The following is a 26,553-nucleotide window of genomic DNA, read 5'->3' on the forward strand; positions in this document are numbered from 1 at the left end:
AAATTTTTACTTTTGAAAAAATAATAAGAAGATATAATATTACTTATAAGCAGGTGATAATAATATGAATAATGAAAAAATAATGTATTTTAAAGAAAAACTTTTAAATGAAAGAAAAAATGTCTTAAAGTTTTTAAATCAAATGGAAGAAAATGAAGTATTTAATTCTAAAACTGAAATATCTTCAGAAATTTCTGAGCTATCAGCATATGATAATCATCCTTCAGATATGGCAACAGAGCTTTTTGATGCTGAAAAAGGAATGGCTTTAAAAGAACATGAAATAAACATACTTAAAAAAATTGATACCTGTCTTAAAAAAATTGAAAATGGAACTTATGGAAAATGCAGTATGTGTGGATTAGAAATCGCAGAAAGTAGATTAGAATTTATACCTTATGCTGAGCTTTGTGTAAATTGCCAAGACAAGGCAAGTAAAATTAAGCCTCGCGAAAAAAATAATAGATCTGTTGAAGAAGATGTTTTAGGATATCCTTTAGGATATGGATTTAATGATTTTGATGAAACAAATTATGAAGTAGGATATGATGCTGAAGATAGTTATCAAAGTGTTCAAAGATATGATTGGAGAAAAAATGTAGATTATGATTTTTTAGATGAAGATTCAGATTATGTTGAATCTATAGAAAAAATAAGCAATGAACAATATAAAAATCAACTTCCCGATTAACTAAAATTTGCGAAAGGTGATGGGGGATGGAAATTTTAATTATTTTATTAGGTATAATATTAGATAGAGTAACAAAAATTTGGGCTTTAAAAAGTTTATCACATAAAGATGAAATAGTTGTAATAAAAAATATATTCAGCTTTTCATATTTAGAAAATAGAGGAGCTGCTTTTGGAATATTTCAAAATAAGATAATATTTTTATCTATTATAACTATTGTTGTTATAGCAGTTATGATTTATTATCTTTTTAATCATAAATTTTCTTCAAAACTTATTAGAATAAGTTTATCATTAATTATAAGTGGTGCATTAGGAAATTTAATAGATAGAGTAATATATAAATTTGTGGTAGATTTTATTTTACTTCACTATAAAGACATATATTATTATCCAACATTTAATGTAGCAGACATGCTAGTAGTATTTGGAACTATACTTTTAGCTATATGTATTATAAAGGATGAAAAATAATGGAAGTAAAAAAATTTATAATTGATGAATTAAATAAAGAAATGAGATTAGATGTTTTTTTATCTAGTAAAATAACAAATAAATCTAGATCTTTTATTCAAAATTTAATAGAAGATGGAAAAGTTATTGTAAATAATTCTTTTAAAAAAAGTAATTATAAGGTAAAAATTAATGATATTGTTGAAATAACTATTCCAGATCCAAAGGAATTAAATATAAAACCGGAAGATATACCTATTGAAATTATATATGAAGATAGTGATATTATTGTAGTAAATAAACCTCAAGGTATGATTGTTCATCCAGCTCCAGGAGTTTATGAAGGGACCTTAGTTAATGCTCTTTTAAAACACTGTAAAGATCTCTCTGGTATAAATGGAATAAATAGACCTGGGATAGTTCATAGAATTGATAAAGATACATCAGGTGTATTAGTCGTAGCTAAAAATGATTTTGCACATAATAAATTAAGTGAACAGTTTAAAAAACATTCTATTAAAAGAAAATATATAGCATTAGTTGAAGGAGTTATAAAAGAATCTAGTGGTACTATAAATGCACCATTAGGGAGACATAATATAGAGAGAATGAAAATAGCAGTAGTTAAAGACGGAAGAAATGCAATTACTCATTATAAAGTTTTAGAGCAATATAAAAATAATACTTTAGTAGAATGTTCTTTAGAAACAGGAAGAACTCATCAAATAAGAGTTCATATGTCTTATATTGGGCATCCTTTAGTAGGAGACCCTGTATATGGCTATAAAAAACAAAGATTTAAATTAAAAGGACAGATGCTACATGCTAAAGTGTTAGGATTTATTCATCCAACTACTAATGAATATATGGAATTTGAAAGTGATATTCCAGAGTATTTTAATAGAATAATAAATATATTAAAAAAAGAATTGTAATTATTACAATCATATGATATAGTTATATTCGACAAATAAATACTCCTTTAATTGATCCAGTGAGATCATAAGGGCAAGTTGATAGTTAAAGTAAATTTTGCGTCTTGATTTCACGATCAAGGCGTTTTTATTTACATAATTTTTAGGAGGGAGATATAATTTGAAATTAAAAGCTAAATTGTTAGATGAAAAATCTATAGAAAGAACCTTAATTAGAATTTCTCATGAAATTATTGAGAAAAATAAAGGAATAGATGATGTTGTTTTAATTGGTATAAAAAGAAGAGGATATCCATTAGCTGAAAGAATAGCAAAACAGATAGAGAAAATAGAAGGGCATATGCCTTTGGTTGGAAGTGTCGATATTACTTTATATAGAGATGATCTTACTAAATTAAATGATTTTCCTAAGGTTAATAATAAAGATGTAGGAATAGATATAATTGGGAAAAAAGTCATATTAGTAGATGATGTATTATATACAGGTAGGACTGTTAGAGCTGCTATAGATGCAATTATAGATAATGGAAGACCTAATATGATACAATTAGCAGTTTTAATAGACAGAGGTCATAGAGAGCTTCCTATTAGAGCTGATTACGTAGGTAAGAATATACCTACATCTAAAAATGAATTGATTTGTGTAGAAGTTAAAGAAATTGATGGAAATGATTCTGTAAAGATATATGAAATTTAATTTAAATATATCTTTTAAATTAATCCTGAGAGATTAAAAAGGAGGACAAAAATGAAAAACTATCCAAATAAAAATTTTATTGATGTCGAAGAAAGACTCCCAATATTAAAAACTATTCCACTAAGTTTTCAGCATTTATTTGCTATGGTTGGTGCAACAATATTAGTACCTATTATAACCGGATTAAGCCCTTCAATTGCACTATTTTCAAGTGGAGTAGGTACTTTGCTTTATATATTGTGTACCAAAGCTAAATTACCAGCATATATAGGATCATCTTTTGCTTTTATAGCTCCAATGGGAGTAGCTACAGCTAATTATGGAGTTCAATCTATGTTATCAGGTATAATTGCAGCTGGACTTGTTTATGTTATAGTTGCATGTATAATAAAATTTGCGGGAACATCTTGGTTGGATAAAGCTCTGCCACCAGTTGTAGTTGGTTCAGTTGTTATAGTTATAGGTCTTAGTCTTGCTGGAACAGCTGTAAATTGGGCAGGACTTATTCCAGGAGATAATCCTAATAATAGAGTAATAATAGTATCTTTAATAACTCTTTGTGTTGGAATATTTGGTTCAATGTATTTTAAAGGATTTTTAGGAGTAATTCCAATACTTATAGCTATGATAGTTGGTTATATATGTGCTTTTATATTAGGTGTAGTACCTGATGCAGCTATAAACGAAATTAAAAATGCCACTTTTATTCAAATACCTAAGTTTATGTTTCCAAAGTTTAATATAAGTGCTATGATACTTATGGCTCCTGTAGCCTTTGTTACACTAGCTGAACATATTGGACATGTATATGTTACAAATAATGTATGCTGCAGAGATTTTACTAAAGATCCAGGACTTCACAGATCTATATTAGGAGATGGGATTGCAACAATATTTGGTGGATTTGTAGGAGGCCCCCCTAATACCACATATGGTGAAAATATAGGAGTTATGGCAATAACAAAAGTTTATTCTGTATGGGTTATAGGTATGGCTGCTATAATAGCTATAGTAATGTCTTTTATTGGACCTATAGCTGCTATAATAAAAAATACACCTCAGCCAGTAATGGGAGGAATAAGTTTATTATTATTTGGTATAATAGCTTCTTCAGGGTTTAGAATATTTGTAGAAGATAAAATTGATTTTAGCAAAAAAAAGAATTTAATATTATGTTCAGTTATTATAGTATTAGGAATAGGTGGAGCTAGAATTTCTTTTCCTGTATATGGCATAAATGTTGAAGTGGCAGGTGTAGCTCTTGCTACAATAGTAGGAGTAATTTTAAATTTAATACTACCAGAGAATAGCAAAACAGAAGAATAAGGATAATAACATGATAAAAACTCAAAGGATTAATTAAAAATATCCTTTGAGTTTTTAAATTATATTTTTTTTAAACTTAAATTATAAGGTGTTACATAAAGAGTTTTATTTGTATAATAAATTACCATACCAGGTTTGGCACCAGAAGGTTTTTTTATGTTTTTTATAAAAGTATAATCTACAGGAACATTTGAAGAATTTTTTGCACTACTATAATAGGCTGCTAATATAGCTGCTTCTTTTAATGTAGTATCAGGTATATCACCATTATTTTTTACAATAACATGAGCGCCGGGTATATTTTTAGTATGAAACCACAAATCTTTTTTATCAGCAAATTTTAAAGTTAAGTAATCATTCTGTATATTATTTTTACCTACATAAATGTCTATACCATCACTTGATATAAAGTGATATGGTTTTGATGGTTTAATATTTTTTTTATTTTCTTTTTTATATCTTATATAACCAGTATTCATAAGTTCTCGTTTGATTTCTTCTATTTCATCATAAGCATCAATATTTTTTATGTTTACCATAACAGATTGAAGATAATTTATTTCTTCTTCTGTAAATTTCATTTGGATTTTAGCCATTTCTGCTGTTTTCTTTAATTTATTATATTTTTTATAAAAAGATTGAATATTTTCAGAAGGAGTTTTGTTTTCATTTATTTCAATGTTAATATATTCTTCTTTTTCAGAATAATAATTTAATACTTTTACAATTTTATCTCCTTTTTTTATATTATATATATTAGAAGTAAGAAGTTCTCCATAAATCCTATATTGTTCCATATCTTTACATTTTGATAATGTATCTTTTAATATATTTAATTTTTTATAACATCTATCCAAATTGGTATTTACTATTTTCTGCAAATCAGAACTTTTATTATTCAATCTTTCAAATTTATCTTTTTCATAATAAAAAATTTCTAATAATTCTGAAGGAGAATTATACTTTTTTTGTATAAGATTATTAAATTGGTATAAATTAGTACAATAAAAATCTTTTAATATGGATTTATCTATATAAGAAATAAACTCAAATTTGCAATTTTTTAAATATATAAAAATATTATTTATGTATTTATATATGTCATTTAATGATGCCATATCAATTTCAATGTTATTTACTTTTAAGCCTTCATACAAAGATTTTGAAAATTGAGAACTTATTCCAGTAAAAATTTTAGAAAAAACATTTGGCTCAAGTTTAATATTATTATTGAATATAAAATTTTTCATTTCTTCATATGAAAAAGAAAAAGGATCTAACTTTAAGGATTTTGGAGGTAAAATATATATAACTCCAGGATATAAATGACGATAACTGTTAATTTCTGAAGTTATATGTTTTATACTATCGATTATAATATTATCCCTTTTTCTTACTAATGTTATATTGCTATGCCTTCCCATAATTTCAACTATTAAAGAGTAAATACTATTAAAACCTAGTTCGTCTGAGCTTTCAAAGTCTATAACTATTATTCTATCAGTTGAAACTTGTTCAATATTTAAAATTTTAGAGCCACTTAAATATTTTCTAAGAACCATACAAAACATAGGTGCTTTTAACGGATTTGGTTTAGTTAAATTTGTTAAATGAATTTTAGGATAAGTAGAATTAGAACTTATGAGGAGTTTATAATTAACTTTAGTTCCCCTTAAGTTTATTATTATTTCATCTTTTTCAGGTTGGGATATTTTATCTACTCTACAACCTATAATGCTTTTTTTTAATTCATCTAAAATACTGTATATATAAAGTCCATCTAAAGGCATATAAATTAATCATCCTTTCAAAGTTTTAATACATTTTATAAGTAAGTATAAGTATATCATTATAAGTTTTTAAAATCAAAAAAATATGATAAAATTATATTTAAAACTATAAGATTATATTTTACAGTTTGTTTATATTTTAATATATAATAAATTTAAATATATATGGAATATGAAAGGGAAGATATTATGAAATTTACAAAAATGCATGGTAATGGTAATGATTTTATTGTTTTAGAAGATTTTGACAATAAAATTACAGATGAAGGCAATTTAGCAAAAAAATTATGCAATAGGAATTTTGCAATAGGTGCTGACGGAATTCTTATTGTAAGGAAAAGTGTAAAAGCAGATATACAGATGGTAATAATTAATTCTGATGGTTCTTATGCAGCTATGTGTGGAAATGGTATAAGGTGTTTTGCAAAATATGTATGGGAAAAAAATATAGTAAATAAAAAAGAAATTAAAATTGAAACAGGGGATGGTATAAAAAAGGCTTATCTTGATATTAAAAATGGAGAAGTTGCATCAATTACAATAAATATGGGGAAACCTTCTTTTGATCCAAATTTAATTCCAGCTATATCAAACAGTGAAATTATTAATAAAAAAATAAATGTAAATAATAAAGAATATATAATTAATTCTTTACTTATGGGAGTGCCACATACTGTAATATTTGGATTATTTGATAAATTTTGCATTGAAGATGGTAAATATATAGAAAAATATGATATTTTCCCTATTGGAACAAATGTAAATTTTTGCGAAATAATTAGTAGAGAAAATATAAAAGTAGCAACTTGGGAAAGAGGAGCTGGACCAACACTAGCCTGTGGGACAGGAAGCTGTGCTTGTGTAGTTGCAGCTAATAAGCTTGATTTAGTTGATAATAAAGTTTTAGTAAATATTCCAGGAGGTAAACTAATAATCGAAATTACTGAAGATGGAGTATTAATGACAGGTCCAGCAGAAGTATCTTATTATGGTGAAATAAAACTTAAATAATATATTCTTAAGTATGTTATAAAAATAAAAATAACATACTTTTTTTATTTTTTTGGTTCTAAAAAGATTAAAAAAAAATATATGGGATATAATGTAAAATAATGATTAATTAAACAGGTGATGATAATGATTATAAATTCAAAAAATTTAAATAATATAAATTATATTGATTTAGATTATTTAGATATAAACTATAATGCTGTAAAACTAATTCCTAAAGAAATAATGAATAAATATTTTTTAGTACCTTTTAATTTTGATAAAGATACTATTTCAATAGCTAGTATTGACTTTAATAATAAAAAAATTATTGATGATATTAAATTTTTAACTAATAAAGAAGTTAAAATATTTTATTCAGATAAAAATAAAATATTGAAAATATTAGATTTAATTAATGAAAAAGAAAACACAGATATTATATTAGAACAATTAAAAAAAGATTATATTAATAATGCTAATAATAAAAACACAGAAACAGACGGATTTTCTTACTATTCTTCTGAAAATTCTCCTATTGTAAAACTTACAAATTCTATAATAGATGGAGCTATAAAAAGAAGAGCAAGTGATATACACTTTGAACCATTTGAAGATATAACTTTAATAAGGTATAGGATTGATGGTATATTGCAACAATATATTACTATACCTAAAAAAATATATTTTTTTATATGTACTAGAATAAAAATACAATCTGGGATGGATATTGCAGACAAAAGATTACCTCAAGATGGAAAACTACAATATAAAATAAAAGAAAAAATTTATGATTTAAGAGTTTCCTCTATTCCAACCATATATGGTGAAAAAATAGTTTTAAGAATTTTATATAAAAAAGAAGAATTAATGAATTTAAAAGAATTAGGATTTTCTATATTAGATATACAACTAATAGAAAGCTTTTTAAAAAGTCCTCATGGTATTATTTTAGTAACAGGTCCAACTGGAAGTGGTAAAACTACAACTTTATATTCAATGCTTAATATGATGGATAAATATGATAAAAACATAATAACTATTGAAGATCCTGTAGAATATACAATTAAAGGAGTAAATCAAGTTAATGTTAATAATAAAGCTGGACTTACTTTTAGCAGTGGTCTTAGAAGCATTTTAAGGCAAGATCCAGACTCAATTATGATAGGTGAAATTAGAGATGAAGAAACAGCTAAAATAGCAGTTAGAGCAGCTATAACAGGACATTTAATATTTTCTACTCTTCATACAAATGATGCTGCTTCTTCAATAATCAGGCTTGTTGATATGGGGGTACCTAATTATCTTGTTGCAGATTCCTTACATCTTTGCATAGCCCAAAGACTTGTACGAACTATATGTAAAAATTGTAAAAAAGAATATATACCTTCTTTTGAAGAAATTAGAAATCTAAATTTAAATACTAATGAAAAACTTTATAAAGGTAAAGGATGTCATGAATGTAACAATACTGGATATAAACATAGGACTGTGGTATATGAAATTATGCAAATAGATGAAACTTTAAGAAAATTAATTATTGATGAAAAAAATGTAGATAAACTTAGAAATTACAATGAACAAATTGGAATGAATTCAATTAAAAACTATTGCAGAAATTTAGTTATTAAAGGGATAACTACTTATGAAGAATATGTTAAATTATGTAGTGGTTACTTTTATTAAAATGGAGTGTTAACAAATGGTGTTTTATACATATAAGGCTAAAAATATAAATGGAGAAATATTAGAGGGGAAATGTTTGTGCAATGATGAAAATGATTTGATTATAACTTTAAGAGATAAAGGATTTTATACTATAAAATATAATGAAATAAAAAATAGAAAAAATTTTTCTATTTTTTCTAAAGTTTCTTCAAAAGACTTATCTATATTTTGTAATCAATTTGCTTCTTTACTCCAAGCAGGAATAAATATATCCGAAATATTAGATATATTATATAATCAATCTTTAAACAAAAATATAAAAATAAGCATAAATGAAATAAGTGAACTATTAAAACAAGGAGCGGAATTATCTTATTGTATGAAATTATATAAAAATATATATCCTGATTTTTTAATCAATATGATAAAAGTGGGAGAAGAGAGTGGAAAATTAGATGAAATATTTTTGAATTTATCTTATTTTTATAATAATGAAAATAAAATTAAAAATAAAATAACAAAAGCTATGTTTTATCCAACTATTACTTTTTTTATTAGTATTGTTGTTATGGAATTTATGGCTAATAAGATAATTCCTATTTTTATATCTACACTAGAAAGTCTTCAAGCTTCAATTCCTATAATAACAAGAATATTTATAAATACAGTATTATTTATAAATCACAGCATTTTGTATTTAGTTCCATTTTTTACAATTGTTTTTTGGGAAATTAAATATAATAAGATTTTTAAAAATATAAAAATGTTTTTTCATAAATTTTTATTGAATAATAGATTTATAAAAGAAATTAGCGGGAAATTAATAGCAGTAAAATTTTCCAATTGTATGGCTATATTATTGGGAAGTGGTGTCAATGTTATAAAAGCTTTTGAAATAACTTGTGATGTAATAGAAAATAAATATGCAAAAGAAAATATCAAAATATGTATAGATAAAATTAAATGTGGCTCAAATATTTCAGAAAGTTTAAAATATATAAAATTTTTTCCTGATTTCTTATTTTCAATGATAAAAATTGGTGAAGAAACAGGGTTATTAAAAGAAACATTACTAAAAGCTTCAGATATAATGGATATGGAATTAAATAATTCTATAGATAAAATTATAACCTTAATTGAACCTATTGTTATTATATTACTTTCTATAATTATTGGATTTATGCTCATAGCGATGTTTACTCCAATGATTAATGTTATGGATGCAATATAAAATAATAAAAAAGAAAGGAACGAAAAATGTATTATGAAGAAAAAAGGATTTACTTTAATAGAGGTAATTGTTGCAATATCTATAGTTATGATATTAGCTAGTCTTACAGTTCCAAAAGTAACTGCATATATAGATAAAGCAAAAAATACAAAAGTAATAAGCCAAGGAAAACAGATTTATACTGCTGCTATGTGGAGCTATTCAGAAGAAAATGGAACTTTTAATTCTAACAGTATTTCAGAGGCAATTAATACAGTTGCAGGTATAAGTAGTATTAATGAAATTAAAGTTAATAATAAAAATGTAGCTATCTCTTTTACTAGTGATAATGATATTTATTTATTAAATATAAATGGAGATAGTAATGGTTATACAATTTCATTAGATAATAAATTAATATTTGATTCATCTAAATAAATAGGGTTATACAAATGAAAAAAGGATTTACTTTAATTGAAGTTTTAGTAACTATGTCTATTATTATGCTACTTATTCCTTTAACAAATTTTTTTATATCAAATTATAAAAAATTACAAAACGATAACGATATAAAAATGTGCCAAATCATGATAGTAAGTATCATAAACAATAGTAAACAATATTGTAGAGAAAAAAATAAATCAGGCTACATTTTATTTGATATAGCTAAAGATGAAATTATTTTTTATTGTGATGGTAATAAAAAAGATAATTTTTTATTGCCTAAAGGTATAGATTTAAAATCTATAAATACAAATTATTATAAAATTGATATTAATAATTTTGGTATTACAAATGATGCAGGAACTATAAGCATTAAAGACAGATATAATAAAATTTATGAAATAACTATAAATGTTGGAGTAGGGCATGTTGAAATTAAATAAAAAATCAGGCTATTCTATATTGGAAGTTTTATGCGCAATAAGTATTTTATCTATAATGCTATCTGGAATATTAATGTTAGATTTAAATAATTTAAAGTTAAAAAAATATAATAATGAAATTATCAGGTATACATATATCTTAGATACCTTAAAAAAAGAAATATTATTTAATTGTACATATGAGGATATTAAAAATATTACTGAAAACAATAAAAAATATATTTCAGGAGAATATCTAACGATAGAAAATATAAAAAAATTAAAATTAAATCAATTGTTTAATGAGGATGTTAAATTAGATGATACTTATTTAGAGATGAATATTGTTGACGATACTGCTTTTAAGATAGAGTTAAATATTCATTTAATGTTAAAATCAAAAAAAGATATAATTAAATGTGAATTTTACAAAGGTAAATATATATGAAAAAGGGATTTACGCTTTTAGAAATAATAGTAGCTATTGGAATGTCAGGTATAATAATTACTATTTTAACTTCTATGATTTTAAATTATAATTTAAAATTTAAAAAAGAAACTTTAGATATGCAAAATTATTTTTACATACATGAAGCCTTTTTATTTATAGAACAAGAATTTAATAAATCTAAAAACATAAAAACATATGATAATAAAATTGAATTAAATTATATAGATGAATTTAATAAAAAAATTATACAATTTAATGGTAAAAACAAAATTGAAATTATTGATGTATATAAAAATAATATAAAAGCTGTTAATATTATTACAAGTAACATTAAAAGTTTATCAATAACTCAAAAAGAAAATATAATTTATATAATTATGATAGATGTTAATGGAGTAAAATATGAAAAATGTTTTGGAATAAAAAAATAAAAAAAGGATATATACTTTTATACACAATTATTATTACTACATTTTGTATGTGTATAGTATTATATTTTTTTACATTAGAATTTAAAAAAATTAAAAGTATTCAAAGTGAAAAGAATTATATACTTATGAATAATAAATATGATGAGTATAAAGAAAAATCATTAACAATTTTATATCAAAACATATTAGAAAATGTATTAGAAAAAAATTATGAAAATATAAAAAAATATTTTCAAGATAGTAAAATTAATTTTTATATTGATAATGGAAAATGTAATTTTAAATATAATGAAAAAGACAATAATTTAATACTAGATACCTATATTGATGATTATTTTTTTAAAAGAGATATATATGATTATGATTTTATAGATGATAAATTTAAATTTATATACAAAGAAACTATTTATATAGAAGGTAGGATAAAATAAAAATGTTAAAAATAAATTCCTCTTTAATAGAAATAGGAGAAGATTACTTATCAAAATATAATTATTTTAGTAAGAAGATTTATAATTTTGAAAATATCAATGATTTAATAATTAGTATTAAAAATAAAAAAACAATACTAATTTTAAGTGGCGAAAAAGTAAATGTAAATATATTAAATATTCCTAAAGTTAAATTAAATGAATTACATAATATAGTAACACATGAAGTATATTATAATTTTAGAGATACTAAAAACTTAATGATAGCATATACTTTATTTAAAAAGGATATAAATAATGATCAATTTGCAGTATTATGTATAAATAATAAAAAACTTTCAATGATTTATAATAAATTTTCAAAAAATATAAGTAATATTTATATTGTACAGCTTTGTGTATTAAATTATTTTAATAAAAAAATAAAGGATAAGGATTTTATATTTTTATTCCAATATAAAGATAATTTATATTTTCTATATTGCGTTAATGATATTCTTATATATAATAATATAATTAAAATTATAGATATTCAAGAAGGAATAGAAAAGTTTATTTACAATTTTCTAGAAGAATCTAAAAAATATTATAATACAAATATAAAAACTATATATTATGCTAATATAAATATTGATATATCAAAATTAAAAAGGGAAAATTTTTCTTATCAAAATTTAGGAAATTTTGATAGAGAAAATTTATTTAAAAATATAATTATAAATCGGAGATGAAAACATTGAAAAATTTAAATTTTATGACTATAACTTTTAATGAAAATTTAGCGAAATCTAGTCTTAAGATTAAAAATATAGAAAAATATATACTACTATTGTGGATAGGATGCATTATTATGTTTTTATTATTTATGTATAATAAAAATAAAAATAATAAAACAATGGAAATATATAATGCAAATTATAGAGAAATGTCTAATACTATATTAAATCAATCTAACATATATAAAAACAACAAAACATTAAATAATTTTAAAAATTTTATAATTAATTTTAATGACAACTTAAATTATAAGGATGTAAATATAAAAGAAAATATTATAGATATTAATTTATCTGTTAATAACAAACAAGAGTATATTAATTTTATCGAAAAAATTGAAAAATTTAATATATATAAAATAATTTTCTTATCTCCACTTAATAATGATGGAGAAAAATTTAATTTTACAATTAGTTTAGAGGTTAAGTTATGAAAAAAAATAATTTAATATTTTACAAATTAATATTAGCAACTTTTTTATTCATATTTTTTTTATTAATATATAAAAATTATAAAATAATAAAAAATATAAATTTAAATAGCGTTGCTGTTAGCAAAACTCAGCAATATAAAGATAAAGAAAGTAATATAAAAGAATACGGATATAGTGATATACTAAAAATTTTATTAGAAGATAATAATATAGATATATTAAATATTACTAATTCTTTAGAAGACAACAAATTGGTAATTATAAATATTAAGTATAATGGTGATATAAAATCTTTATATACTAAATTAGAAAGTTTTAATACAAATGAAAATTTCTGTTATGTAGATAATATAAAAATAGAATCAAATTCAGTAAATGAACAAAATTTATACTCAACTATTTGTTTTATAGCAAATAAATAAATTTATATTTATAAAAAATATATAGAATTATGTTTGCAAATAATCATAAGTTTTGGTAAAATATCATTGTTTGGTTAGCTATAATATAATTAACTAAATATGTTATACAAAAATATGAAAATTTTTGGTATTAAATCACCTAAAAAGGTTATAATATAAACGAATTTATAAGTTTTTGGAGGGATATGTAATGATATCAGCAGGAGATATAAGAAAAGGGACTACTTTTGAATTAGATGGACAAGTTTATACAGTAGTCGATTTTTTACATGTAAAACCAGGAAAAGGAGCTGCTTTTGTTAGAACTAAACTAAGAAATGTTCTACAAGGAGGAGTAACTGACAAAACTTTTAACCCTACAGATAAATTGCAAGAAGCAGTTATAGAAAGAAAAGAAATGCAGTATTTATATTCAGATGGAGAATTGTATTATTTTATGGATACAGAAACATTTGAACAAATTCCACTTAATTATGAAAAAGTAGAAGATGCTATAAAATTTTTAAAAGAAAATATGTTAGCTGTAATTAAGTTTTATAAGGGAGAAGCATTTTCTGTAGAACCACCAAATTTTGTTGAACTTCAAGTAACATATACAGAACCTGGAGCTAAAGGTAATACAGCTACTAATACTTTAAAACCAGCTACTGTAGAAACTGGAGCAACTGTTATGGTTCCAATATTTGTAAATGAAGGTGAAATAATAAGGATTGATACTAGAACTGGTGAATATATGGAGAGAGTTTAGTCTATAATATTAAATAGTATAATTTATTAAGAGTATAAAATAATATTTTATACTCTTAATTTTATTTTAAAATAAAGGATGTGATAATATGAAATCTATAATATCTAAAGTAGCTTATTTGAACGGCTTAATTGATGGAATGGATATAGACCAAAATACTAAAGAAGGTAAGGCTATAAACCAAATATCCGAAATATTAAAAGAGGTAGCAGAAGAAATAGAATCATTAAAAGATTCACAGAAATATATAGAAAATTATGTAGATATAATCGATGAAGATTTAAGTCGCTTAGAGGAAGAATGGTATTATGATGAAGAATATGAAGAAGATGATGAATGTTGTAAAGAAGACTTTGAAAATTATATAAATGTAAAATGTCCACATTGCAATGAAATTGTGTATATTGATAATGACATATGTAAATGTAATAAAGGTATCATATGTCCTAATTGCCACGAAGAGATATTGTTAAGTGATGTTTTAAAAGAGAATAAATAATTAGTTTATAAATAGATATATAAAAAATTTTTATATATCTATTTTTTTTTAATAAAATGGAATAATTTTATTAAAATTAAAATACAGATTATATATGAAAGGAGGATAAAAATGAAATACACAAAGGATATTTTAGAAATATTACCAATACATATTAGAGAGACAATTAAAAATTTAAAAAATCTTGATTATATACAAGAAATTAGGTTAAAAGTAAATAAACCACTAATTATTCAAATAGGAAATGATGAAATTATTACACCTACCATAGTATCAAGTCAAGATTTAAAATTAATTCTTCAATATATAAGTAATTATTCTATTTATGCTTATGAAGAAGAAATTAAACAAGGATATATAACTATAAAAGGTGGTCATAGAATAGGGATATGTGGAAGTTGTGTTATTGAAAATAACACAATAAAAACTATAAAAAGCATAGGTTCATTAAATATTAGAATATGTAAAGAAATAATAGGATGTTCAGATAAATTAATTCCTTTTATTTTAAAAGATAAAAGAGTATTAAATACAATAATAATATCTCCACCTAGATGCGGTAAAACTACTTTACTTAGAGATATTACAAGAAATTTATCTGAAGGAATGAAAGATATTAATTTAGAAGGGAAAAAAATTTCTGTTATTGATGAGAGAAGTGAAATATGTGGATGTTATAATGGGGTTCCACAGATGAATGTAGGAATTCATACAGATGTATTTGATAATTGTCCAAAAGCTGATGGAATTATGATGGCAATTAGGAGTATGTCTCCAGAAATAATAGTTTGTGATGAAATAGGTACTTACAAAGATATGGAAAGCATATTAATGGCTCTTAATTCAGGAGTTAATCTTATAACATCTATACACGGATTTGGAATTGAAGATTTGTATAATAGAATTGTTTATAAGGATATAATTGAAAATAATGTTTTTAATATAGCAATAGTGCTAAGTTCTAGAAATGGTGTAGGAACTATAGAATACATTTATGATTTTGAAAAAAAAGATAAACTTTGGAGGAGATAATATGTTTAAAACCATAGGCTGTTTAATGATTTTAGGTTCATCAACTATAGGTGGATTTATATATAGTGAAGGTTTTAAAAAAAGAGTTAAACAATTAAATGAACTTGAAAGAGCTGTAAATCAGCTTCAAAGTGAAATAGAGTATACACATACTCCTCTACCTGAAGCACTTTTAAATGTATCGTTAAAAAGTGAAGCTCCTATAAATAAAATTTTTATGAAAGCATCAAATCTTTTATCTTTAAATAAAGTAGAAACTGTATATGACGCATTTCAGCAATGTTTTTATGAAGGAGATATACATTTAAATTTAGATAAAGAAGACATAAATGTAATTTTAGATTTGTCAAAATCTTTAGGCGAATCTGATGTAGAAGGTCATAAAAAAATCTTTTTATTAGTAAAAAATAATTTAAAAAAAAGAATAAATATTGCTGAAACTATAATGAATAAAAATGTAAAAATGTATAGATATTTAGGATTTAGCATTGGTGCTATGATAGTAATTGTTTTAATATAGGAGGTGAAAATAAAAATGTTAGATGTAAATGTATTATTTAAAATTGCTGGATTAGCAATTATATTAATAATTTTAGATAAGGTATTAAAAGCATCAGGTAAGGATGATATTGCTACAATAACTAATCTTACGGGTATTGTCATAATTTTAACCATGGTTATAAACTTAATAAGCAAATTATTTACCAGTGTGAGAACCATGTTTACATTATAGTCTCGGGAGGAAATTATGGATATAGTTAAGGTAGTAGCTTTTGCATTTATGGCATTAACTATAGTTTTTATTTTAAGAAAAGAAAATGGAACATTAGCTATACAAGTAAGTACAGTAGCTGGAATTATTATATTTTTATTTACAATAAGTAAAATTACAGCGGTACTTCAATTGATTCAACAGTTAGCTTTAAAAGCTAATATAGATTATGTGTATATAAATACAGTTTTTAAAATATTAGCAATAGCATATTTAGCTTCCTTTTGTGCTGAAATTTGTAGAGATGCGGGTGAAAGCAATATAGCTTCAAAGGTAGAATTTGCAGGTAAAATATTTATTTTAGTATTAGCAATACCTATTCTTATGGCAGTACTTCAATCAATTCTAAAGATAATATAAAAGAGGTATATCATGAAAAAATTTATATTTATAATTTTTATTATTATATTATTACCTTTTAATGTACAAGCTGATTCTATACAAAAAAGTATTAATGAAGATGATTTACAAATTCAACATCTATATGATTACATAACAAATATGAAAACTGATTATGAAGTTTTAAAAGATTTAGAGCCAAAAGAATTTGTAGAAGAATTTATAAAAAGCGGTAATAGTAAAATATCATTTAAAAAGGTTTCACAAGCTTTACTTACATATACTTTTAAAGATGTAGTAGCACTTTTTAAATCTATGGCTATATTAATTGTAATAAGTATAGTGTGTGCTTTACTTAATAATCTTCAAAATTCTTTTAGTAAAAATGATATAGGGAATATAGCATATTTTGCCTGCTATGCATTAATGATAGTGATAATATCTAAAAGTTTTTACGGTGCAGCTTCAGTAGCTAAAGATACTATAATAAAAATTACAGATTTTATGGCAGCTATAATACCTGTTCTTATGATGCTTTTAGCTACAGTAGGAGGTTTTACACAGGCGACTATAATGGATCCAATAATTATAACAGTAATTAATATATCTTCAAGAATATACATAAATATTATTATACCAATTATATTTATGAGTTTTGTATTGCAATTTGTAAATAACATTTCTGAAGAATTTAAAATAAATAAATTAACAAAGCTTTTAAGTCAAATAGCACTTTGGGCGCAAGGTATAATAATGACTATTTTTATTGGGGTTTTGACTATAAGAGGAATAACTTCAAAAACTATAGACCAAGTTACAGCTAAAACTGCAAAATATGCTGTAGATAATTTTGTACCTATAGTAGGCAAAGCTTTATCAGATGCTATATCTACAGTAGCTGGGTATTCGCTGCTTTTAAAAAATGCAATTAGTGGGTTAGGCTTAATAATAATATTATTGCTTGTTATATTCCCTGTTTTTAAAATATTGGCAATGTCATTTGTATATAAGTTAACAGCTGCATTTATAGAGCCTGTAAGTGACAGTAGAATTGTAAGTTGTTTAACTTCTGTTGGAGATGCATTAATCCTCCTTATGTCTTGTGTAATAAGTATATCTACTATGTTTTTTATAATGATTACTATAATAGCTTCAGCTGGAAAAATTCCTGTAGGAGGTTGATGTATAGATTTAAAATAAAAAGCAGGTGAACGTATGATTGAAGAATTGAAATCTTGGATAATAACAATATGTACTACAGTTATATTTAGTACAGCAGTAGAAATGATTTTACCTAATAATAATTTTAAAAAATATGTAAAATTTGTTTTAGGACTAATTTTAATAACTGTACTAATTAATCCTATTATTAAAATAGTTGATAAAAATTATAATATTGATAATTATACAAAAGAAGTTTTTGAATATTTTGATGATGGTTCTTATAGTGAAAATATTAAAGAATATAAAGAAGAAGGGATGAAAAAAACATTAAATAATTTTAAATTAAATTTAGAAAATGAATGCCAAAATAAACTTAAAGAAAAATTCCCAAACAATAATTATAAAGTTGAAGTTTTTGTAGATTATGATGAAGAAGTTTCATCAGTTATTGTTAAAAATGTAAAAGTAGATATTATAAATAAAGGTATAAGCAAAGTAAAAAAAGTAGACATAAGTACAAAGAGTAATTTAGATTCTAATAAATCAGAAGATACAAACAGTAAATTAATTAAAGATTATTTATCTAAAGAACTTAAAATTTCTAATAATTTTATAGAAATTTATGAAAAAAATTAACAAGGAGGTAAATATGGATATACACAAAATTATAGAAAAAATTTACAAAGAACTAAGAAAAATATTTGTAGTAAAAGAAAATACGGATAAAAAAAATAGAAAAAATAAATATTCTAATTTTTTAATTGTTTGTTTAAGTTTAGTATTAATAGGTATATTATTTGTAACTGCTGATAATTATTTTAATAATACCAATACTACTAATATAAATACATCAAATACTACTTCTAAAGAGATATCTCAGGAAGAAAGTAAAAATGATTATGAAAAAAAATTAGAAAATAAATTAAAATCTATTTTAGAAGATATGGAAGGAGTTGGTAAAACCAATATTATGATAACTATTGAGGGGAGTGAAGAACAGGTTCCAGCAATAAATATAACTGACTCAAATAGTACAACAAAAGAAAAGGATAATAGTGGAGGAACTAGAGAAACTGTTCAAAATAATAATGGAAGTACAATTGTAATTACTAATGATGGTTCTAAAAGTCAGCCTTTAATTGTACAAACTAAAAAACCAAAAATTATTGGAGTTTGCGTAATAGCTGAAGGCGCAGATGATAAAATTATTCAGATGCAAATAACTCAAGCCGTTACAAAACTTTATAACTTAACACCAGATAAAGTTAGTGTATATCCTATGAAAAAATAGAATAAATTCATAAAAGAATCATATAATTTATTAGAAAGATTAATGGAGGGAATATGAAAATGAATAAAAAACAAGCTTTTATTATTGCCACATTGTTAGTACTTATTGTATGTGCAGGAGTACTTGCTACTAAAGTTAATAGCCCATTATATGTTGATTCTCAGGAAGTTGCACAAGATACTAAAACATCAAGTAAAACAGGTACAAAAGATAATTTTTTTACAGAAATGGCTTTAAATCGTCAACAAACATATGCTAATACAGTTCCTACATATAAAAGCATAATTGATGATCCCAATACTCCTAAAGATACAAGAGAAGCTACAGCAGAAAAATTAAATACTTTTACTATGAATAATTCTAATGAGCAAAAAATTGAAGCTCAATTAAAAGGTAAAGGATATGAAGAATCTTTTTGTCAAATATCTGAAAATAAAGTTACAGTATATGTAAAAGCTGATAAGGAAAAATTTACAGATAAAAATGCAAGGGATATAAAAAATATAGTTTTAGGAATTACAAAAATAAAGGATGTTGAAATAGCACTTAAATAATTATAATTGTAATGATTATATACATTTGATATAATGAACTTAAGATAAAAACTATTGCTATTATTAGCAAGGGGGTACTAATATGGAAGAAAATTTAAAAGATGAAGTTAATATGGGTATAGTAAAAATATCTGATGAAGTGGTTGGAGTTATAGCAGCTCTTGCAGCTACAGAAATAAAAGGAATAGTTGGATTAAGTGCAAATCTTGTTGGTGGTATAACTCAAATTCTTACAGGTAAAAAAAATTTATCTAAAGGAGTTAAAGTTACTGTAGGCGAAAACAGTTCAATTATTGATTTGCATGTTGTCGTTGAATATGGAGTAAATATTCCTGAAATTTGTAACAGCGTACAAGAAAACGTAAAAAAAGTAGTAGAGACTATGACAGGCCTTATAGTTGAAGCTGTAAATGTTCATGTTCAAAATGTTGTAATTCCTAAATTAGAAGAAAAACAAAATGAAAATATAGAATAATTTTTACCCTCTGGATTTTCATTCAGAGGGATTTTATTTTAATTACTTTTATAATTAAAGAAATATTGTCAAAAACACTTATATTGGTATAATTATATTTAACTTGATAATAATTGAAATATGAAATAATATATATAATTGATGCTGTATATAATTAATTATAAATTATATAATTATGCTTATATAAAAATATTTTTGTAAATAACGATATAATATAAAATGATTTATATAGGCCTAAAATTTATTAATAAATTTAAAAATATTGTTTTTATTATTAAAAATATTAAATTTATATGAATAAATTTAAGGCCAATGATGGAGTTAAAGCTAATTTTATAAGGCTGTTTAATAAAGATACAGAAAAAGATATGATAAATATACTTTTATATAAAATATATAAACTTAGTTAATATATTTAGTCGATGTAAATTTGGGAGGTATAAAATGAATAGAAGAAAATCTAGAGAAATAGCTATGAAATTAATTTTTGAAATGTCTATTAACAAAGAAAATTATAAAACTTTAATAGCAAATTTTAAAGAAAACACTGATTTAGATCTAAATGATGTAGATATGGAATATATAACTACAATTGTTAGTGGTGTTGAGAAAAATATTAAAGATATTGATAGTAAAATTGAAAAATATTTAATTAATTGGAAAATTTCAAGATTGTCAAAAATTGATTTAGCAATATTAAGAATGTGTACTTATGAAATATTTTATGAAGAAAAAATACCTAACAAAGTATCTGTAAATGAAGGTATTGAACTTGCAAAAAAATATTCTGAAGAAAAATCATTTCAATTTATCAATGGGATATTGGATAGAATGATTAAAGATAATAATCATCAATAAGGGAGAGGTTATTTTTGGGTAAAATAATAGATGGGAAACTTATTTCTCAAAAATTAAGAATGGAAATAAAAGATTTAATAGAAGAAAGAATTAAATTAGGTTTTAGAAGACCTTGTCTTGCTAGTATATTAGTAGGAGAAGACGGGGGATCTTTATATTATATGAATAACCAGAAAAATATATGTGATAAATTAAATGTACAATATAAAAAAGTTTTATTAAATAAAAATATAGATGAAGTTCAATTAATTGAAGTTATAAATAATTTAAATAATGATAAAGAAATAGATGGTATTATTATACAAATGCCTTTGCCTAAACATATTAATGAAAAAAAGATAACTTCTAATTTAAATTATCTTAAGGATGTTGATGGATTAACCGACGTTAATTTAGGGAAATTTTACAAAGGCGATGATTGTTTTGAACCTTGTACTCCTCAAAGTATTATCCATCTTATAAAAAGCACTGGTTTTAATATAGAAGGTAAACATGCTGTAATTATTGGAAGAAGTAATATTGTAGGAAAACCTGTTTGGGAACTTTTATTAAGAGAAAACGCTACAGTTACTATGTGTCATTCCAAAACAAAAAATCTAAAAAATATTTGCAATCAGGCTGATATATTAATTTGTGCTATAGGAAAACCAGAATTTATAAATGCAGAATATATAAAAGAAGGGGCTATTGTAATAGATGTAGGAACAACAAAGGTTAATGACGAAATAAAAGGTGATGTACTATTTAATGAAGTGATATCTAAAGCATCTTACATAACACCAGTACCAGGTGGAGTTGGGGCTATGACCACAACAATGTTAATAAAAAATACTTATAAAGCGTGGTTAAAAAATGTATATTAAAACTTTATCAGTTTCAGAAGTAAACAATTATATAAAAAAAATAATAGATTTTGATTTTATACTTAATAATATAAATATAAAAGGTGAAATTTCAAATTTTAAAGCACATTCTAGTGGACACTTTTATTTTTCATTAAAAGATCAAAATAGTAAAATTAATTGTATTATGTTTAAAAATTATGCTAATAGCTTAAAATTTATTCCTCAAAATGGAGAATCTGTAATTGTTAAAGGAAAGATATCTGTATATGAAAAAGAAGGAACATATCAAATTTATTGTCATGAAATAATAAAACAAGGAATAGGAGAGCTTTTTATTGAATTTGATAAACTTAAAAATAAACTTGAAAAAGAAGGTTTGTTTGATGAGTTACATAAAAAACCTATACCTAAGTATCCTAGAAAAGTTGGCATAATAACATCTCCAACTGGAGCTGCTATTAAAGATATAATTAATGTTTCTAAAAGACGAAATAAATACATTGAATTACTTTTATATCCAGCATTAGTGCAAGGAGAAAATGCAAGTGAAGACTTAATTAACGGCATAAAAGTATTAAATTCTAGAGATGATATAGATGTTATTATATTAGCTAGAGGTGGAGGCTCTATTGAAGAATTATGGGCATTTAATAATGAAGAACTTGCTAGAGCTGTATATAATTCTAAAAAACCTATTATAACTGGCGTTGGACATGAAACAGACTTTACATTAGTAGATTTTACAAGTGATAAAAGAGCTCCAACTCCTTCAGCTGCTGCAGAAATAGCTATTCCTAGTCTTGCGGATTTGGAATTAAATATAGAGCATTTAAAAACTCAATTAGATATAAATATTAAAAGAATTATTGAAAAAAATTATAACAAAATAAATGTTTTAAGTAGAACTTTAGAAATGTATAATCCATTGAATTATATAATTAATCAATATGATTACATTTCACAATTACAAGATAAATTAGAATTAATAGTAAAATCATCTATAGCTGTAAAAAAACAAGAAATAAACAAAATTTATGCTTTGATTTGTGCACATAATCCTATTAAAATTTTAAGTAAAGGATATGCTATAATAGAAGATATGGATAATAGGATAATAAGTGAAAAAGAAATACTTAAAAATACTGATATTATTAAAATTACTTTAAATGATGGAACTATTAAAGCAAAAATAACATATATGGATGAATATAATTAATATTATGGAGGTTTATAATGGCAAAAAAAAATGAGTCTTTTGAAATTATGATAAAAAAACTTGAGGATATTGTAGAAGTTATGAATAAAGGACAATTAAATTTAGAAGACTCTATTAAAAATTATGAAGAAGGAATTAAACTTTGCAATAAGCTTTTTAAAACATTAAACGAATATGAAGGCAAAATAAAAATTTTATCTGAAGGTAAAGAAAAGGACTTTGTAGATAGCGAGGAGTGAGTATGAAAATAGAAAATTTAACAAATATTATAGAAAATTATTTAAAAAATTGTTTTAAGGATAAAAAATCTTATAATAGAAAAATATATGATGCTATGTATTACAGTCTCAATTTAGGAGGAAAAAGAATAAGACCTTTATTATTTTTAATTACATATGGTATGTATAAAAATAATTATGATGAAGTTATTCCAGTGGCAGCTGCCATTGAAATGATACATACTTATTCTTTAATTCATGATGATTTACCTTGTATGGATAACGATGACTTTAGAAGAGGAAAGCTATCAAATCATAAAGTCTTTGGAGAAGGTATTGCTGTACTTGCAGGCGATGCTTTGTTAAATGAAGCAATGAATATAATGTTTGAATTTTGTGCAAAAAATGGTAAAGAAGAACTTTTAGCTTGCAGCAAAATAGCATTAGCAGCTGGAGCTGATGGAATGATAGGAGGACAAGTAGTTGATATATTAAGTGAAGGCAAAAATATTTCTAAAGATGAACTATTTTATATGCATAGTAAAAAAACTGGTGCTCTTATTACAGCATCAATAATTTGTGGTGCAATGCTCGGAAAAGCTCCTCATGATGAATTAATAATTCTTGAAGAATTTGGTGAAAAATTAGGTTTAGCATTTCAAATTAAAGATGATATTCTAAATGTAGAAGGAGATAAAGAACTTTTAGGCAAGAGCGTTAATAGTGATAAAAAAAATAATAAGACTAATTTCATATCTATTTATGGAATAGAAAAAAGTAAATATATGTGTATTACTCTTACAGAAGAATGTATTGAATTACTCAATAAAATTAATAAAGATACATCTTTATTAAAAAAACTTACATTATTTTTACTTAATAGAAATTTTTAAAAACAAATAAAACAACATTTTGAAAAAATTTTTTTATTATGATATACTATATTTGATAGGCTACTAATATTTTGAAATTAGTAGCCTTTGTTATGCTAAAATTTTGAAAAAAACTTTACATATACTATTTTTTAGTGCTAGTATAATAAAGAATATTAAATGAATATTATAAAAGGATAGATATTTATGTATAAAATATTAGATAATTATAAAGATTTTAATGATATAAAAAATATGAATTTTACTCAATTAGATCAATTTGCTCAAGAAATAAGACAATTTCTTATAGATAAAGTTTCTAAAACAGGAGGTCATTTAGCCTCTAATTTAGGAGTAGTAGAACTTACTTTAAGTTTATATAATGTATTTGACTTTAATAAAGATAAACTTATTTGGGATGTAGGGCATCAATCTTATGTTCATAAAATTTTAACAGGAAGAAAAGATAAATTTGATTCACTTAGAAAATTTGGAGGAATTAGTGGATTTCCTAAAAGAGAAGAAAGTATATATGATATGTTTGAAACAGGTCATAGTAGTACTTCTATATCTGCTGCTTTAGGTATGGCTAGAGCTAGAGATTTGTATGGCAAAAAATATGAAGTTATAGCTGTAATTGGTGACGGTGCACTTACCGGAGGAATGGCTCTTGAAGCCTTAAATGATGCTGGATATAAAAGAACTAAAATAATAATAATATTAAATGATAATGAAATGTCTATAGGCAAAAATGTAGGCGGATTATCTACTTACCTTAGCAAAATTCGTATAGATCCTAAATATAATCGATTTAAGCAAGAGATTGATTCGACCTTAAGAAAAATACCAAGTATAGGAAAAGGAATGGCAAATTCTATTGAAAGAATAAAAGGAGGTATAAAACAAGTTATAGTACCTAGCATGATTTTTGAAGACATGGGCATAAAATATCTTGGACCTATTAATGGACACAATATTAAAGATTTATCAAAAGTTATGTCTATGGCAAGAACTATAAATGGACCTGTTATAATTCATACTGTTACGCAAAAGGGTAAAGGATATAAACATGCAGAAGAAAATCCTGATAGATTTCATGGTATAGGTCCTTTTAATTGCGATAGCGGAGAAATATGTTCTAAAAATACTCCTACTTATTCTAGTGCATTTGGTAATTCTATAGTAGAGTTAGCTTCTGATAATAAAAATATTGTAGCTATTACCGCTGCTATGAAAGATGGAACTGGATTAAGTAAATTTGCTATGAATTTCCCAGATAGATTTTTTGATGTAGGAATTGCTGAACAACATGCAGTGACTATGGCTGCAGGAATGGCAAGCGAAGGGCTTAGGCCTATTTTTGCAGTATATTCTACATTTTTACAAAGAGCTTATGATCAAATATTACATGATGTGTGTATACAAAAACTTCCTGTAATATTTGCTATAGATAGAGCAGGAATTGTAGGAGAAGATGGTGAAACACATCAAGGTATATTTGATCTATCATACCTTTCTCATATTCCTAATATAACAATTATGACGCCTAAATGTATAGATGAAATTAGATATATGCTTAAATGGGCTTTAAATCAAAATTATCCTATTGCTATAAGATATCCACGTGGTGGAGATAATTATAATGTAAAATTAACGGCAATGAAAGATTATATAAAAGGGAAATGGGAAATTGTTTCAACTGTGCAAAATAAAAATATAAATAATACTAAAATTGCAATTATTGCTTCGGGTAAAATGGTTCAAAATGCAATATTAGTAAAAGAAAATTTAAAAGAAAAACCTATAGATATAATTATAGTAAATGCGTGTTTTATAAAGCCAATAGATAAAGGATTAATAAAAAAATTAGTTGAAAATAACTATAATATTGTTACAATTGAAGATAATATAGTTCATGGAGGATTGGGATCTTTAGTGATTGAATATATAGCTACTTTAAGTAAAGATAAAAATATAAAAATTTTAAATCTTGGATTTAAAGATGAATTTATTACTCACGGTAGTGTAGATATATTGTATAAATTATATGGATTAGATGTTGATGGGATAACAAAAAGTATATTAAAAATTATTTAACTA

General features: G+C 23.7%; 34 protein-coding genes. 33 read left to right on the forward strand and 1 reads right to left on the reverse strand.

The genetic code is table 11. From position 1 onward, the window contains the following. The first annotated feature begins 64 nt into the window (after positions 1 to 64). The 5 genes from EGD97_RS01050 to uraA all read left to right on the forward strand — a co-directional run bounded on the left by EGD97_RS01050 (position 65) and on the right by uraA (position 4,101). On the forward strand, positions 65 to 691 hold the full coding sequence (locus EGD97_RS01050; protein WP_127836369.1) for a TraR/DksA C4-type zinc finger protein: 627 nt from the start codon (positions 65 to 67) through the stop codon (positions 689 to 691). A 26-nt stretch (positions 692 to 717) separates the two neighbouring features. Next, the gene (gene lspA / locus EGD97_RS01055) at positions 718 to 1,164 is read left to right on the forward strand and encodes a signal peptidase II (protein WP_078681712.1); all 447 of its coding nucleotides are present in this window, start codon (positions 718 to 720) and stop codon (positions 1,162 to 1,164) included. Next, positions 1,164 to 2,078: an RluA family pseudouridine synthase gene (locus EGD97_RS01060; protein ID WP_127836370.1), complete on the forward strand. Its 915-nt coding sequence runs from the start codon at positions 1,164 to 1,166 to the stop codon at positions 2,076 to 2,078. The genes lspA and EGD97_RS01060 overlap by 1 nt, the downstream gene beginning before the upstream one ends. A gap of 160 nt (positions 2,079 to 2,238) precedes the next feature. Continuing rightward, the gene (gene pyrR, locus EGD97_RS01065; protein ID WP_078681710.1) at positions 2,239 to 2,775 is read left to right on the forward strand and encodes a bifunctional pyr operon transcriptional regulator/uracil phosphoribosyltransferase PyrR; all 537 of its coding nucleotides are present in this window, start codon (positions 2,239 to 2,241) and stop codon (positions 2,773 to 2,775) included. A gap of 51 nt (positions 2,776 to 2,826) precedes the next feature. After that, a complete protein-coding gene (gene uraA / locus EGD97_RS01070) occupies positions 2,827 to 4,101 on the forward strand; it encodes a uracil permease (protein WP_127836371.1) in 1,275 nt (424 codons plus the stop codon). A 59-nt stretch (positions 4,102 to 4,160) separates the two neighbouring features. Here the strand turns inward: uraA and EGD97_RS01075 are convergent, their stop codons facing one another. Beyond that, positions 4,161 to 5,891 (reverse strand): Rqc2 family fibronectin-binding protein, encoded by a 1,731-nt coding sequence (locus EGD97_RS01075; protein WP_078681708.1) that lies wholly within the window; start codon positions 5,889 to 5,891, stop codon positions 4,161 to 4,163. A gap of 189 nt (positions 5,892 to 6,080) precedes the next feature. Here EGD97_RS01075 and dapF point away from each other — a divergent pair, with 189 nt between their 5' ends. The 28 genes from dapF to dxs all read left to right on the forward strand — a co-directional run bounded on the left by dapF (position 6,081) and on the right by dxs (position 26,550). Continuing rightward, positions 6,081 to 6,902, forward strand: coding sequence for a diaminopimelate epimerase (gene dapF / locus EGD97_RS01080; protein WP_127836372.1), 822 nt, complete (start codon positions 6,081 to 6,083; stop codon positions 6,900 to 6,902). Between the two features lie 126 nt (positions 6,903 to 7,028). Further along, positions 7,029 to 8,567 carry a GspE/PulE family protein gene (locus EGD97_RS01085; protein WP_127836373.1) on the forward strand — a complete coding sequence of 513 codons (1,539 nt, stop codon included), beginning with the start codon at positions 7,029 to 7,031 and terminating at the stop codon, positions 8,565 to 8,567. A gap of 16 nt (positions 8,568 to 8,583) precedes the next feature. After that, positions 8,584 to 9,780: a type II secretion system F family protein gene (locus tag EGD97_RS01090; RefSeq protein WP_078681705.1), complete on the forward strand. Its 1,197-nt coding sequence runs from the start codon at positions 8,584 to 8,586 to the stop codon at positions 9,778 to 9,780. 33 nt (positions 9,781 to 9,813) lie between these two features. Then, a complete protein-coding gene (locus EGD97_RS01095) occupies positions 9,814 to 10,197 on the forward strand; it encodes a type II secretion system protein (RefSeq protein ID WP_078681704.1) in 384 nt (127 codons plus the stop codon). A gap of 14 nt (positions 10,198 to 10,211) precedes the next feature. Then, positions 10,212 to 10,646 (forward strand): type II secretion system protein, encoded by a 435-nt coding sequence (locus tag EGD97_RS01100; RefSeq protein ID WP_127836374.1) that lies wholly within the window; start codon positions 10,212 to 10,214, stop codon positions 10,644 to 10,646. Further along, a complete protein-coding gene (locus tag EGD97_RS01105; protein ID WP_164850137.1) occupies positions 10,633 to 11,073 on the forward strand; it encodes a type IV pilus modification PilV family protein in 441 nt (146 codons plus the stop codon). Before EGD97_RS01100 ends, EGD97_RS01105 begins: the two co-directional genes overlap by 14 nt. Further along, complete coding sequence (locus EGD97_RS01110) at positions 11,070 to 11,507, forward strand: type II secretion system protein (RefSeq protein ID WP_127836376.1); 438 nt, start codon at positions 11,070 to 11,072, stop codon at positions 11,505 to 11,507. The genes EGD97_RS01105 and EGD97_RS01110 overlap by 4 nt, the downstream gene beginning before the upstream one ends. Beyond that, positions 11,486 to 11,938, forward strand: a complete 453-nt coding sequence (locus EGD97_RS01115) for a hypothetical protein (RefSeq protein WP_078681700.1) — start codon at positions 11,486 to 11,488, stop codon at positions 11,936 to 11,938. The genes EGD97_RS01110 and EGD97_RS01115 overlap by 22 nt, the downstream gene beginning before the upstream one ends. Positions 11,939 to 11,940: 2 nt before the next feature. Further along, positions 11,941 to 12,669 (forward strand): hypothetical protein, encoded by a 729-nt coding sequence (locus tag EGD97_RS01120; protein WP_078681699.1) that lies wholly within the window; start codon positions 11,941 to 11,943, stop codon positions 12,667 to 12,669. Between the two features lie 5 nt (positions 12,670 to 12,674). Beyond that, positions 12,675 to 13,148: a hypothetical protein gene (locus EGD97_RS01125; RefSeq protein ID WP_078681698.1), complete on the forward strand. Its 474-nt coding sequence runs from the start codon at positions 12,675 to 12,677 to the stop codon at positions 13,146 to 13,148. Next, on the forward strand, positions 13,145 to 13,570 hold the full coding sequence (locus EGD97_RS01130) for a hypothetical protein (RefSeq protein ID WP_078681697.1): 426 nt from the start codon (positions 13,145 to 13,147) through the stop codon (positions 13,568 to 13,570). Before EGD97_RS01125 ends, EGD97_RS01130 begins: the two co-directional genes overlap by 4 nt. Before the next feature lie 190 nt (positions 13,571 to 13,760). Further along, entirely contained in the window at positions 13,761 to 14,318 is a 558-nt protein-coding gene (gene efp, locus EGD97_RS01135) for an elongation factor P (RefSeq protein ID WP_078681696.1), read from the forward strand. A gap of 88 nt (positions 14,319 to 14,406) precedes the next feature. Beyond that, entirely contained in the window at positions 14,407 to 14,817 is a 411-nt protein-coding gene (locus tag EGD97_RS01140; RefSeq protein WP_078681695.1) for a CD1247 N-terminal domain-containing protein, read from the forward strand. A gap of 111 nt (positions 14,818 to 14,928) precedes the next feature. After that, positions 14,929 to 15,849 (forward strand): stage III sporulation protein AA, encoded by a 921-nt coding sequence (gene spoIIIAA / locus EGD97_RS01145; RefSeq protein WP_180376946.1) that lies wholly within the window; start codon positions 14,929 to 14,931, stop codon positions 15,847 to 15,849. A 1-nt stretch (position 15,850) separates the two neighbouring features. After that, positions 15,851 to 16,369, forward strand: coding sequence for a stage III sporulation protein SpoIIIAB (gene spoIIIAB / locus EGD97_RS01150; protein ID WP_078681693.1), 519 nt, complete (start codon positions 15,851 to 15,853; stop codon positions 16,367 to 16,369). Between the two features lie 15 nt (positions 16,370 to 16,384). Next, on the forward strand, positions 16,385 to 16,582 hold the full coding sequence (gene spoIIIAC, locus EGD97_RS01155) for a stage III sporulation protein AC (protein ID WP_078681692.1): 198 nt from the start codon (positions 16,385 to 16,387) through the stop codon (positions 16,580 to 16,582). A gap of 15 nt (positions 16,583 to 16,597) precedes the next feature. Continuing rightward, entirely contained in the window at positions 16,598 to 16,981 is a 384-nt protein-coding gene (spoIIIAD, locus tag EGD97_RS01160; RefSeq protein ID WP_078681691.1) for a stage III sporulation protein AD, read from the forward strand. A 12-nt stretch (positions 16,982 to 16,993) separates the two neighbouring features. After that, a complete protein-coding gene (gene spoIIIAE, locus EGD97_RS01165; protein ID WP_078681690.1) occupies positions 16,994 to 18,142 on the forward strand; it encodes a stage III sporulation protein AE in 1,149 nt (382 codons plus the stop codon). Between the two features lie 33 nt (positions 18,143 to 18,175). Continuing rightward, positions 18,176 to 18,760: a stage III sporulation protein AF gene (gene spoIIIAF, locus EGD97_RS01170; protein WP_078681689.1), complete on the forward strand. Its 585-nt coding sequence runs from the start codon at positions 18,176 to 18,178 to the stop codon at positions 18,758 to 18,760. Between the two features lie 13 nt (positions 18,761 to 18,773). Continuing rightward, the gene (gene spoIIIAG, locus EGD97_RS01175; protein WP_078681688.1) at positions 18,774 to 19,415 is read left to right on the forward strand and encodes a stage III sporulation protein AG; all 642 of its coding nucleotides are present in this window, start codon (positions 18,774 to 18,776) and stop codon (positions 19,413 to 19,415) included. Between the two features lie 59 nt (positions 19,416 to 19,474). Next, the gene (locus EGD97_RS01180) at positions 19,475 to 19,969 is read left to right on the forward strand and encodes a SpoIIIAH-like family protein (protein WP_078681687.1); all 495 of its coding nucleotides are present in this window, start codon (positions 19,475 to 19,477) and stop codon (positions 19,967 to 19,969) included. An 82-nt stretch (positions 19,970 to 20,051) separates the two neighbouring features. After that, positions 20,052 to 20,444, forward strand: a complete 393-nt coding sequence (locus EGD97_RS01185; protein ID WP_078681686.1) for an Asp23/Gls24 family envelope stress response protein — start codon at positions 20,052 to 20,054, stop codon at positions 20,442 to 20,444. A gap of 444 nt (positions 20,445 to 20,888) precedes the next feature. Then, the gene (nusB, locus tag EGD97_RS01190; protein ID WP_078681685.1) at positions 20,889 to 21,302 is read left to right on the forward strand and encodes a transcription antitermination factor NusB; all 414 of its coding nucleotides are present in this window, start codon (positions 20,889 to 20,891) and stop codon (positions 21,300 to 21,302) included. 14 nt (positions 21,303 to 21,316) lie between these two features. Beyond that, the gene (locus EGD97_RS01195; RefSeq protein ID WP_078681684.1) at positions 21,317 to 22,165 is read left to right on the forward strand and encodes a bifunctional 5,10-methylenetetrahydrofolate dehydrogenase/5,10-methenyltetrahydrofolate cyclohydrolase; all 849 of its coding nucleotides are present in this window, start codon (positions 21,317 to 21,319) and stop codon (positions 22,163 to 22,165) included. Then, a complete protein-coding gene (gene xseA / locus EGD97_RS01200) occupies positions 22,155 to 23,363 on the forward strand; it encodes an exodeoxyribonuclease VII large subunit (protein WP_078681683.1) in 1,209 nt (402 codons plus the stop codon). The genes EGD97_RS01195 and xseA overlap by 11 nt, the downstream gene beginning before the upstream one ends. A gap of 17 nt (positions 23,364 to 23,380) precedes the next feature. Continuing rightward, positions 23,381 to 23,602, forward strand: coding sequence for an exodeoxyribonuclease VII small subunit (locus tag EGD97_RS01205; RefSeq protein WP_078681682.1), 222 nt, complete (start codon positions 23,381 to 23,383; stop codon positions 23,600 to 23,602). 2 nt (positions 23,603 to 23,604) lie between these two features. After that, positions 23,605 to 24,474, forward strand: a complete 870-nt coding sequence (locus EGD97_RS01210; protein ID WP_078681681.1) for a polyprenyl synthetase family protein — start codon at positions 23,605 to 23,607, stop codon at positions 24,472 to 24,474. Between the two features lie 186 nt (positions 24,475 to 24,660). Beyond that, positions 24,661 to 26,550 (forward strand): 1-deoxy-D-xylulose-5-phosphate synthase, encoded by a 1,890-nt coding sequence (dxs, locus tag EGD97_RS01215; RefSeq protein WP_078681680.1) that lies wholly within the window; start codon positions 24,661 to 24,663, stop codon positions 26,548 to 26,550. Positions 26,551 to 26,553: the final 3 nt, after the last annotated feature.

The sequence above is a fragment of the Clostridium prolinivorans genome (assembly GCF_004011155.1).
GTDB lineage: Bacteria > Bacillota > Clostridia > Clostridiales > Clostridiaceae > Clostridium_AT > Clostridium_AT prolinivorans.

Bases quoted from the DNA above. Each gene is read 5' to 3' on its own strand.
- EGD97_RS01050 (WP_127836369.1), top strand. From the start codon at position 65: ATGAATAATGAAAAAATAATGTATTTTAAAGAAAAACTTTTAAATGAA.
- lspA (WP_078681712.1), top strand. From the start codon at position 718: ATGGAAATTTTAATTATTTTATTAGGTATAATATTAGATAGAGTAACA.
- EGD97_RS01060 (WP_127836370.1), top strand. From the start codon at position 1,164: ATGGAAGTAAAAAAATTTATAATTGATGAATTAAATAAAGAAATGAGA.
- uraA (WP_127836371.1), top strand. From the start codon at position 2,827: ATGAAAAACTATCCAAATAAAAATTTTATTGATGTCGAAGAAAGACTC.
- EGD97_RS01075 (WP_078681708.1), bottom strand. From the start codon at position 5,891: ATGCCTTTAGATGGACTTTATATATACAGTATTTTAGATGAATTAAAA.
- dapF (WP_127836372.1), top strand. From the start codon at position 6,081: ATGAAATTTACAAAAATGCATGGTAATGGTAATGATTTTATTGTTTTA.
- EGD97_RS01085 (WP_127836373.1), top strand. From the start codon at position 7,029: ATGATTATAAATTCAAAAAATTTAAATAATATAAATTATATTGATTTA.
- EGD97_RS01090 (WP_078681705.1), top strand. From the start codon at position 8,584: ATGGTGTTTTATACATATAAGGCTAAAAATATAAATGGAGAAATATTA.
- EGD97_RS01095 (WP_078681704.1), top strand. From the start codon at position 9,814: ATGAAGAAAAAAGGATTTACTTTAATAGAGGTAATTGTTGCAATATCT.
- EGD97_RS01100 (WP_127836374.1), top strand. From the start codon at position 10,212: ATGAAAAAAGGATTTACTTTAATTGAAGTTTTAGTAACTATGTCTATT.
- EGD97_RS01110 (WP_127836376.1), top strand. From the start codon at position 11,070: ATGAAAAAGGGATTTACGCTTTTAGAAATAATAGTAGCTATTGGAATG.
- EGD97_RS01115 (WP_078681700.1), top strand. From the start codon at position 11,486: ATGTTTTGGAATAAAAAAATAAAAAAAGGATATATACTTTTATACACA.
- EGD97_RS01120 (WP_078681699.1), top strand. From the start codon at position 11,941: ATGTTAAAAATAAATTCCTCTTTAATAGAAATAGGAGAAGATTACTTA.
- EGD97_RS01130 (WP_078681697.1), top strand. From the start codon at position 13,145: ATGAAAAAAAATAATTTAATATTTTACAAATTAATATTAGCAACTTTT.
- efp (WP_078681696.1), top strand. From the start codon at position 13,761: ATGATATCAGCAGGAGATATAAGAAAAGGGACTACTTTTGAATTAGAT.
- EGD97_RS01140 (WP_078681695.1), top strand. From the start codon at position 14,407: ATGAAATCTATAATATCTAAAGTAGCTTATTTGAACGGCTTAATTGAT.
- spoIIIAA (WP_180376946.1), top strand. From the start codon at position 14,929: ATGAAATACACAAAGGATATTTTAGAAATATTACCAATACATATTAGA.
- spoIIIAB (WP_078681693.1), top strand. From the start codon at position 15,851: ATGTTTAAAACCATAGGCTGTTTAATGATTTTAGGTTCATCAACTATA.
- spoIIIAC (WP_078681692.1), top strand. From the start codon at position 16,385: ATGTTAGATGTAAATGTATTATTTAAAATTGCTGGATTAGCAATTATA.
- spoIIIAD (WP_078681691.1), top strand. From the start codon at position 16,598: ATGGATATAGTTAAGGTAGTAGCTTTTGCATTTATGGCATTAACTATA.
- spoIIIAE (WP_078681690.1), top strand. From the start codon at position 16,994: ATGAAAAAATTTATATTTATAATTTTTATTATTATATTATTACCTTTT.
- spoIIIAF (WP_078681689.1), top strand. From the start codon at position 18,176: ATGATTGAAGAATTGAAATCTTGGATAATAACAATATGTACTACAGTT.
- spoIIIAG (WP_078681688.1), top strand. From the start codon at position 18,774: ATGGATATACACAAAATTATAGAAAAAATTTACAAAGAACTAAGAAAA.
- EGD97_RS01180 (WP_078681687.1), top strand. From the start codon at position 19,475: ATGAATAAAAAACAAGCTTTTATTATTGCCACATTGTTAGTACTTATT.
- EGD97_RS01185 (WP_078681686.1), top strand. From the start codon at position 20,052: ATGGAAGAAAATTTAAAAGATGAAGTTAATATGGGTATAGTAAAAATA.
- nusB (WP_078681685.1), top strand. From the start codon at position 20,889: ATGAATAGAAGAAAATCTAGAGAAATAGCTATGAAATTAATTTTTGAA.
- xseA (WP_078681683.1), top strand. From the start codon at position 22,155: ATGTATATTAAAACTTTATCAGTTTCAGAAGTAAACAATTATATAAAA.
- EGD97_RS01205 (WP_078681682.1), top strand. From the start codon at position 23,381: ATGGCAAAAAAAAATGAGTCTTTTGAAATTATGATAAAAAAACTTGAG.
- EGD97_RS01210 (WP_078681681.1), top strand. From the start codon at position 23,605: ATGAAAATAGAAAATTTAACAAATATTATAGAAAATTATTTAAAAAAT.
- dxs (WP_078681680.1), top strand. From the start codon at position 24,661: ATGTATAAAATATTAGATAATTATAAAGATTTTAATGATATAAAAAAT.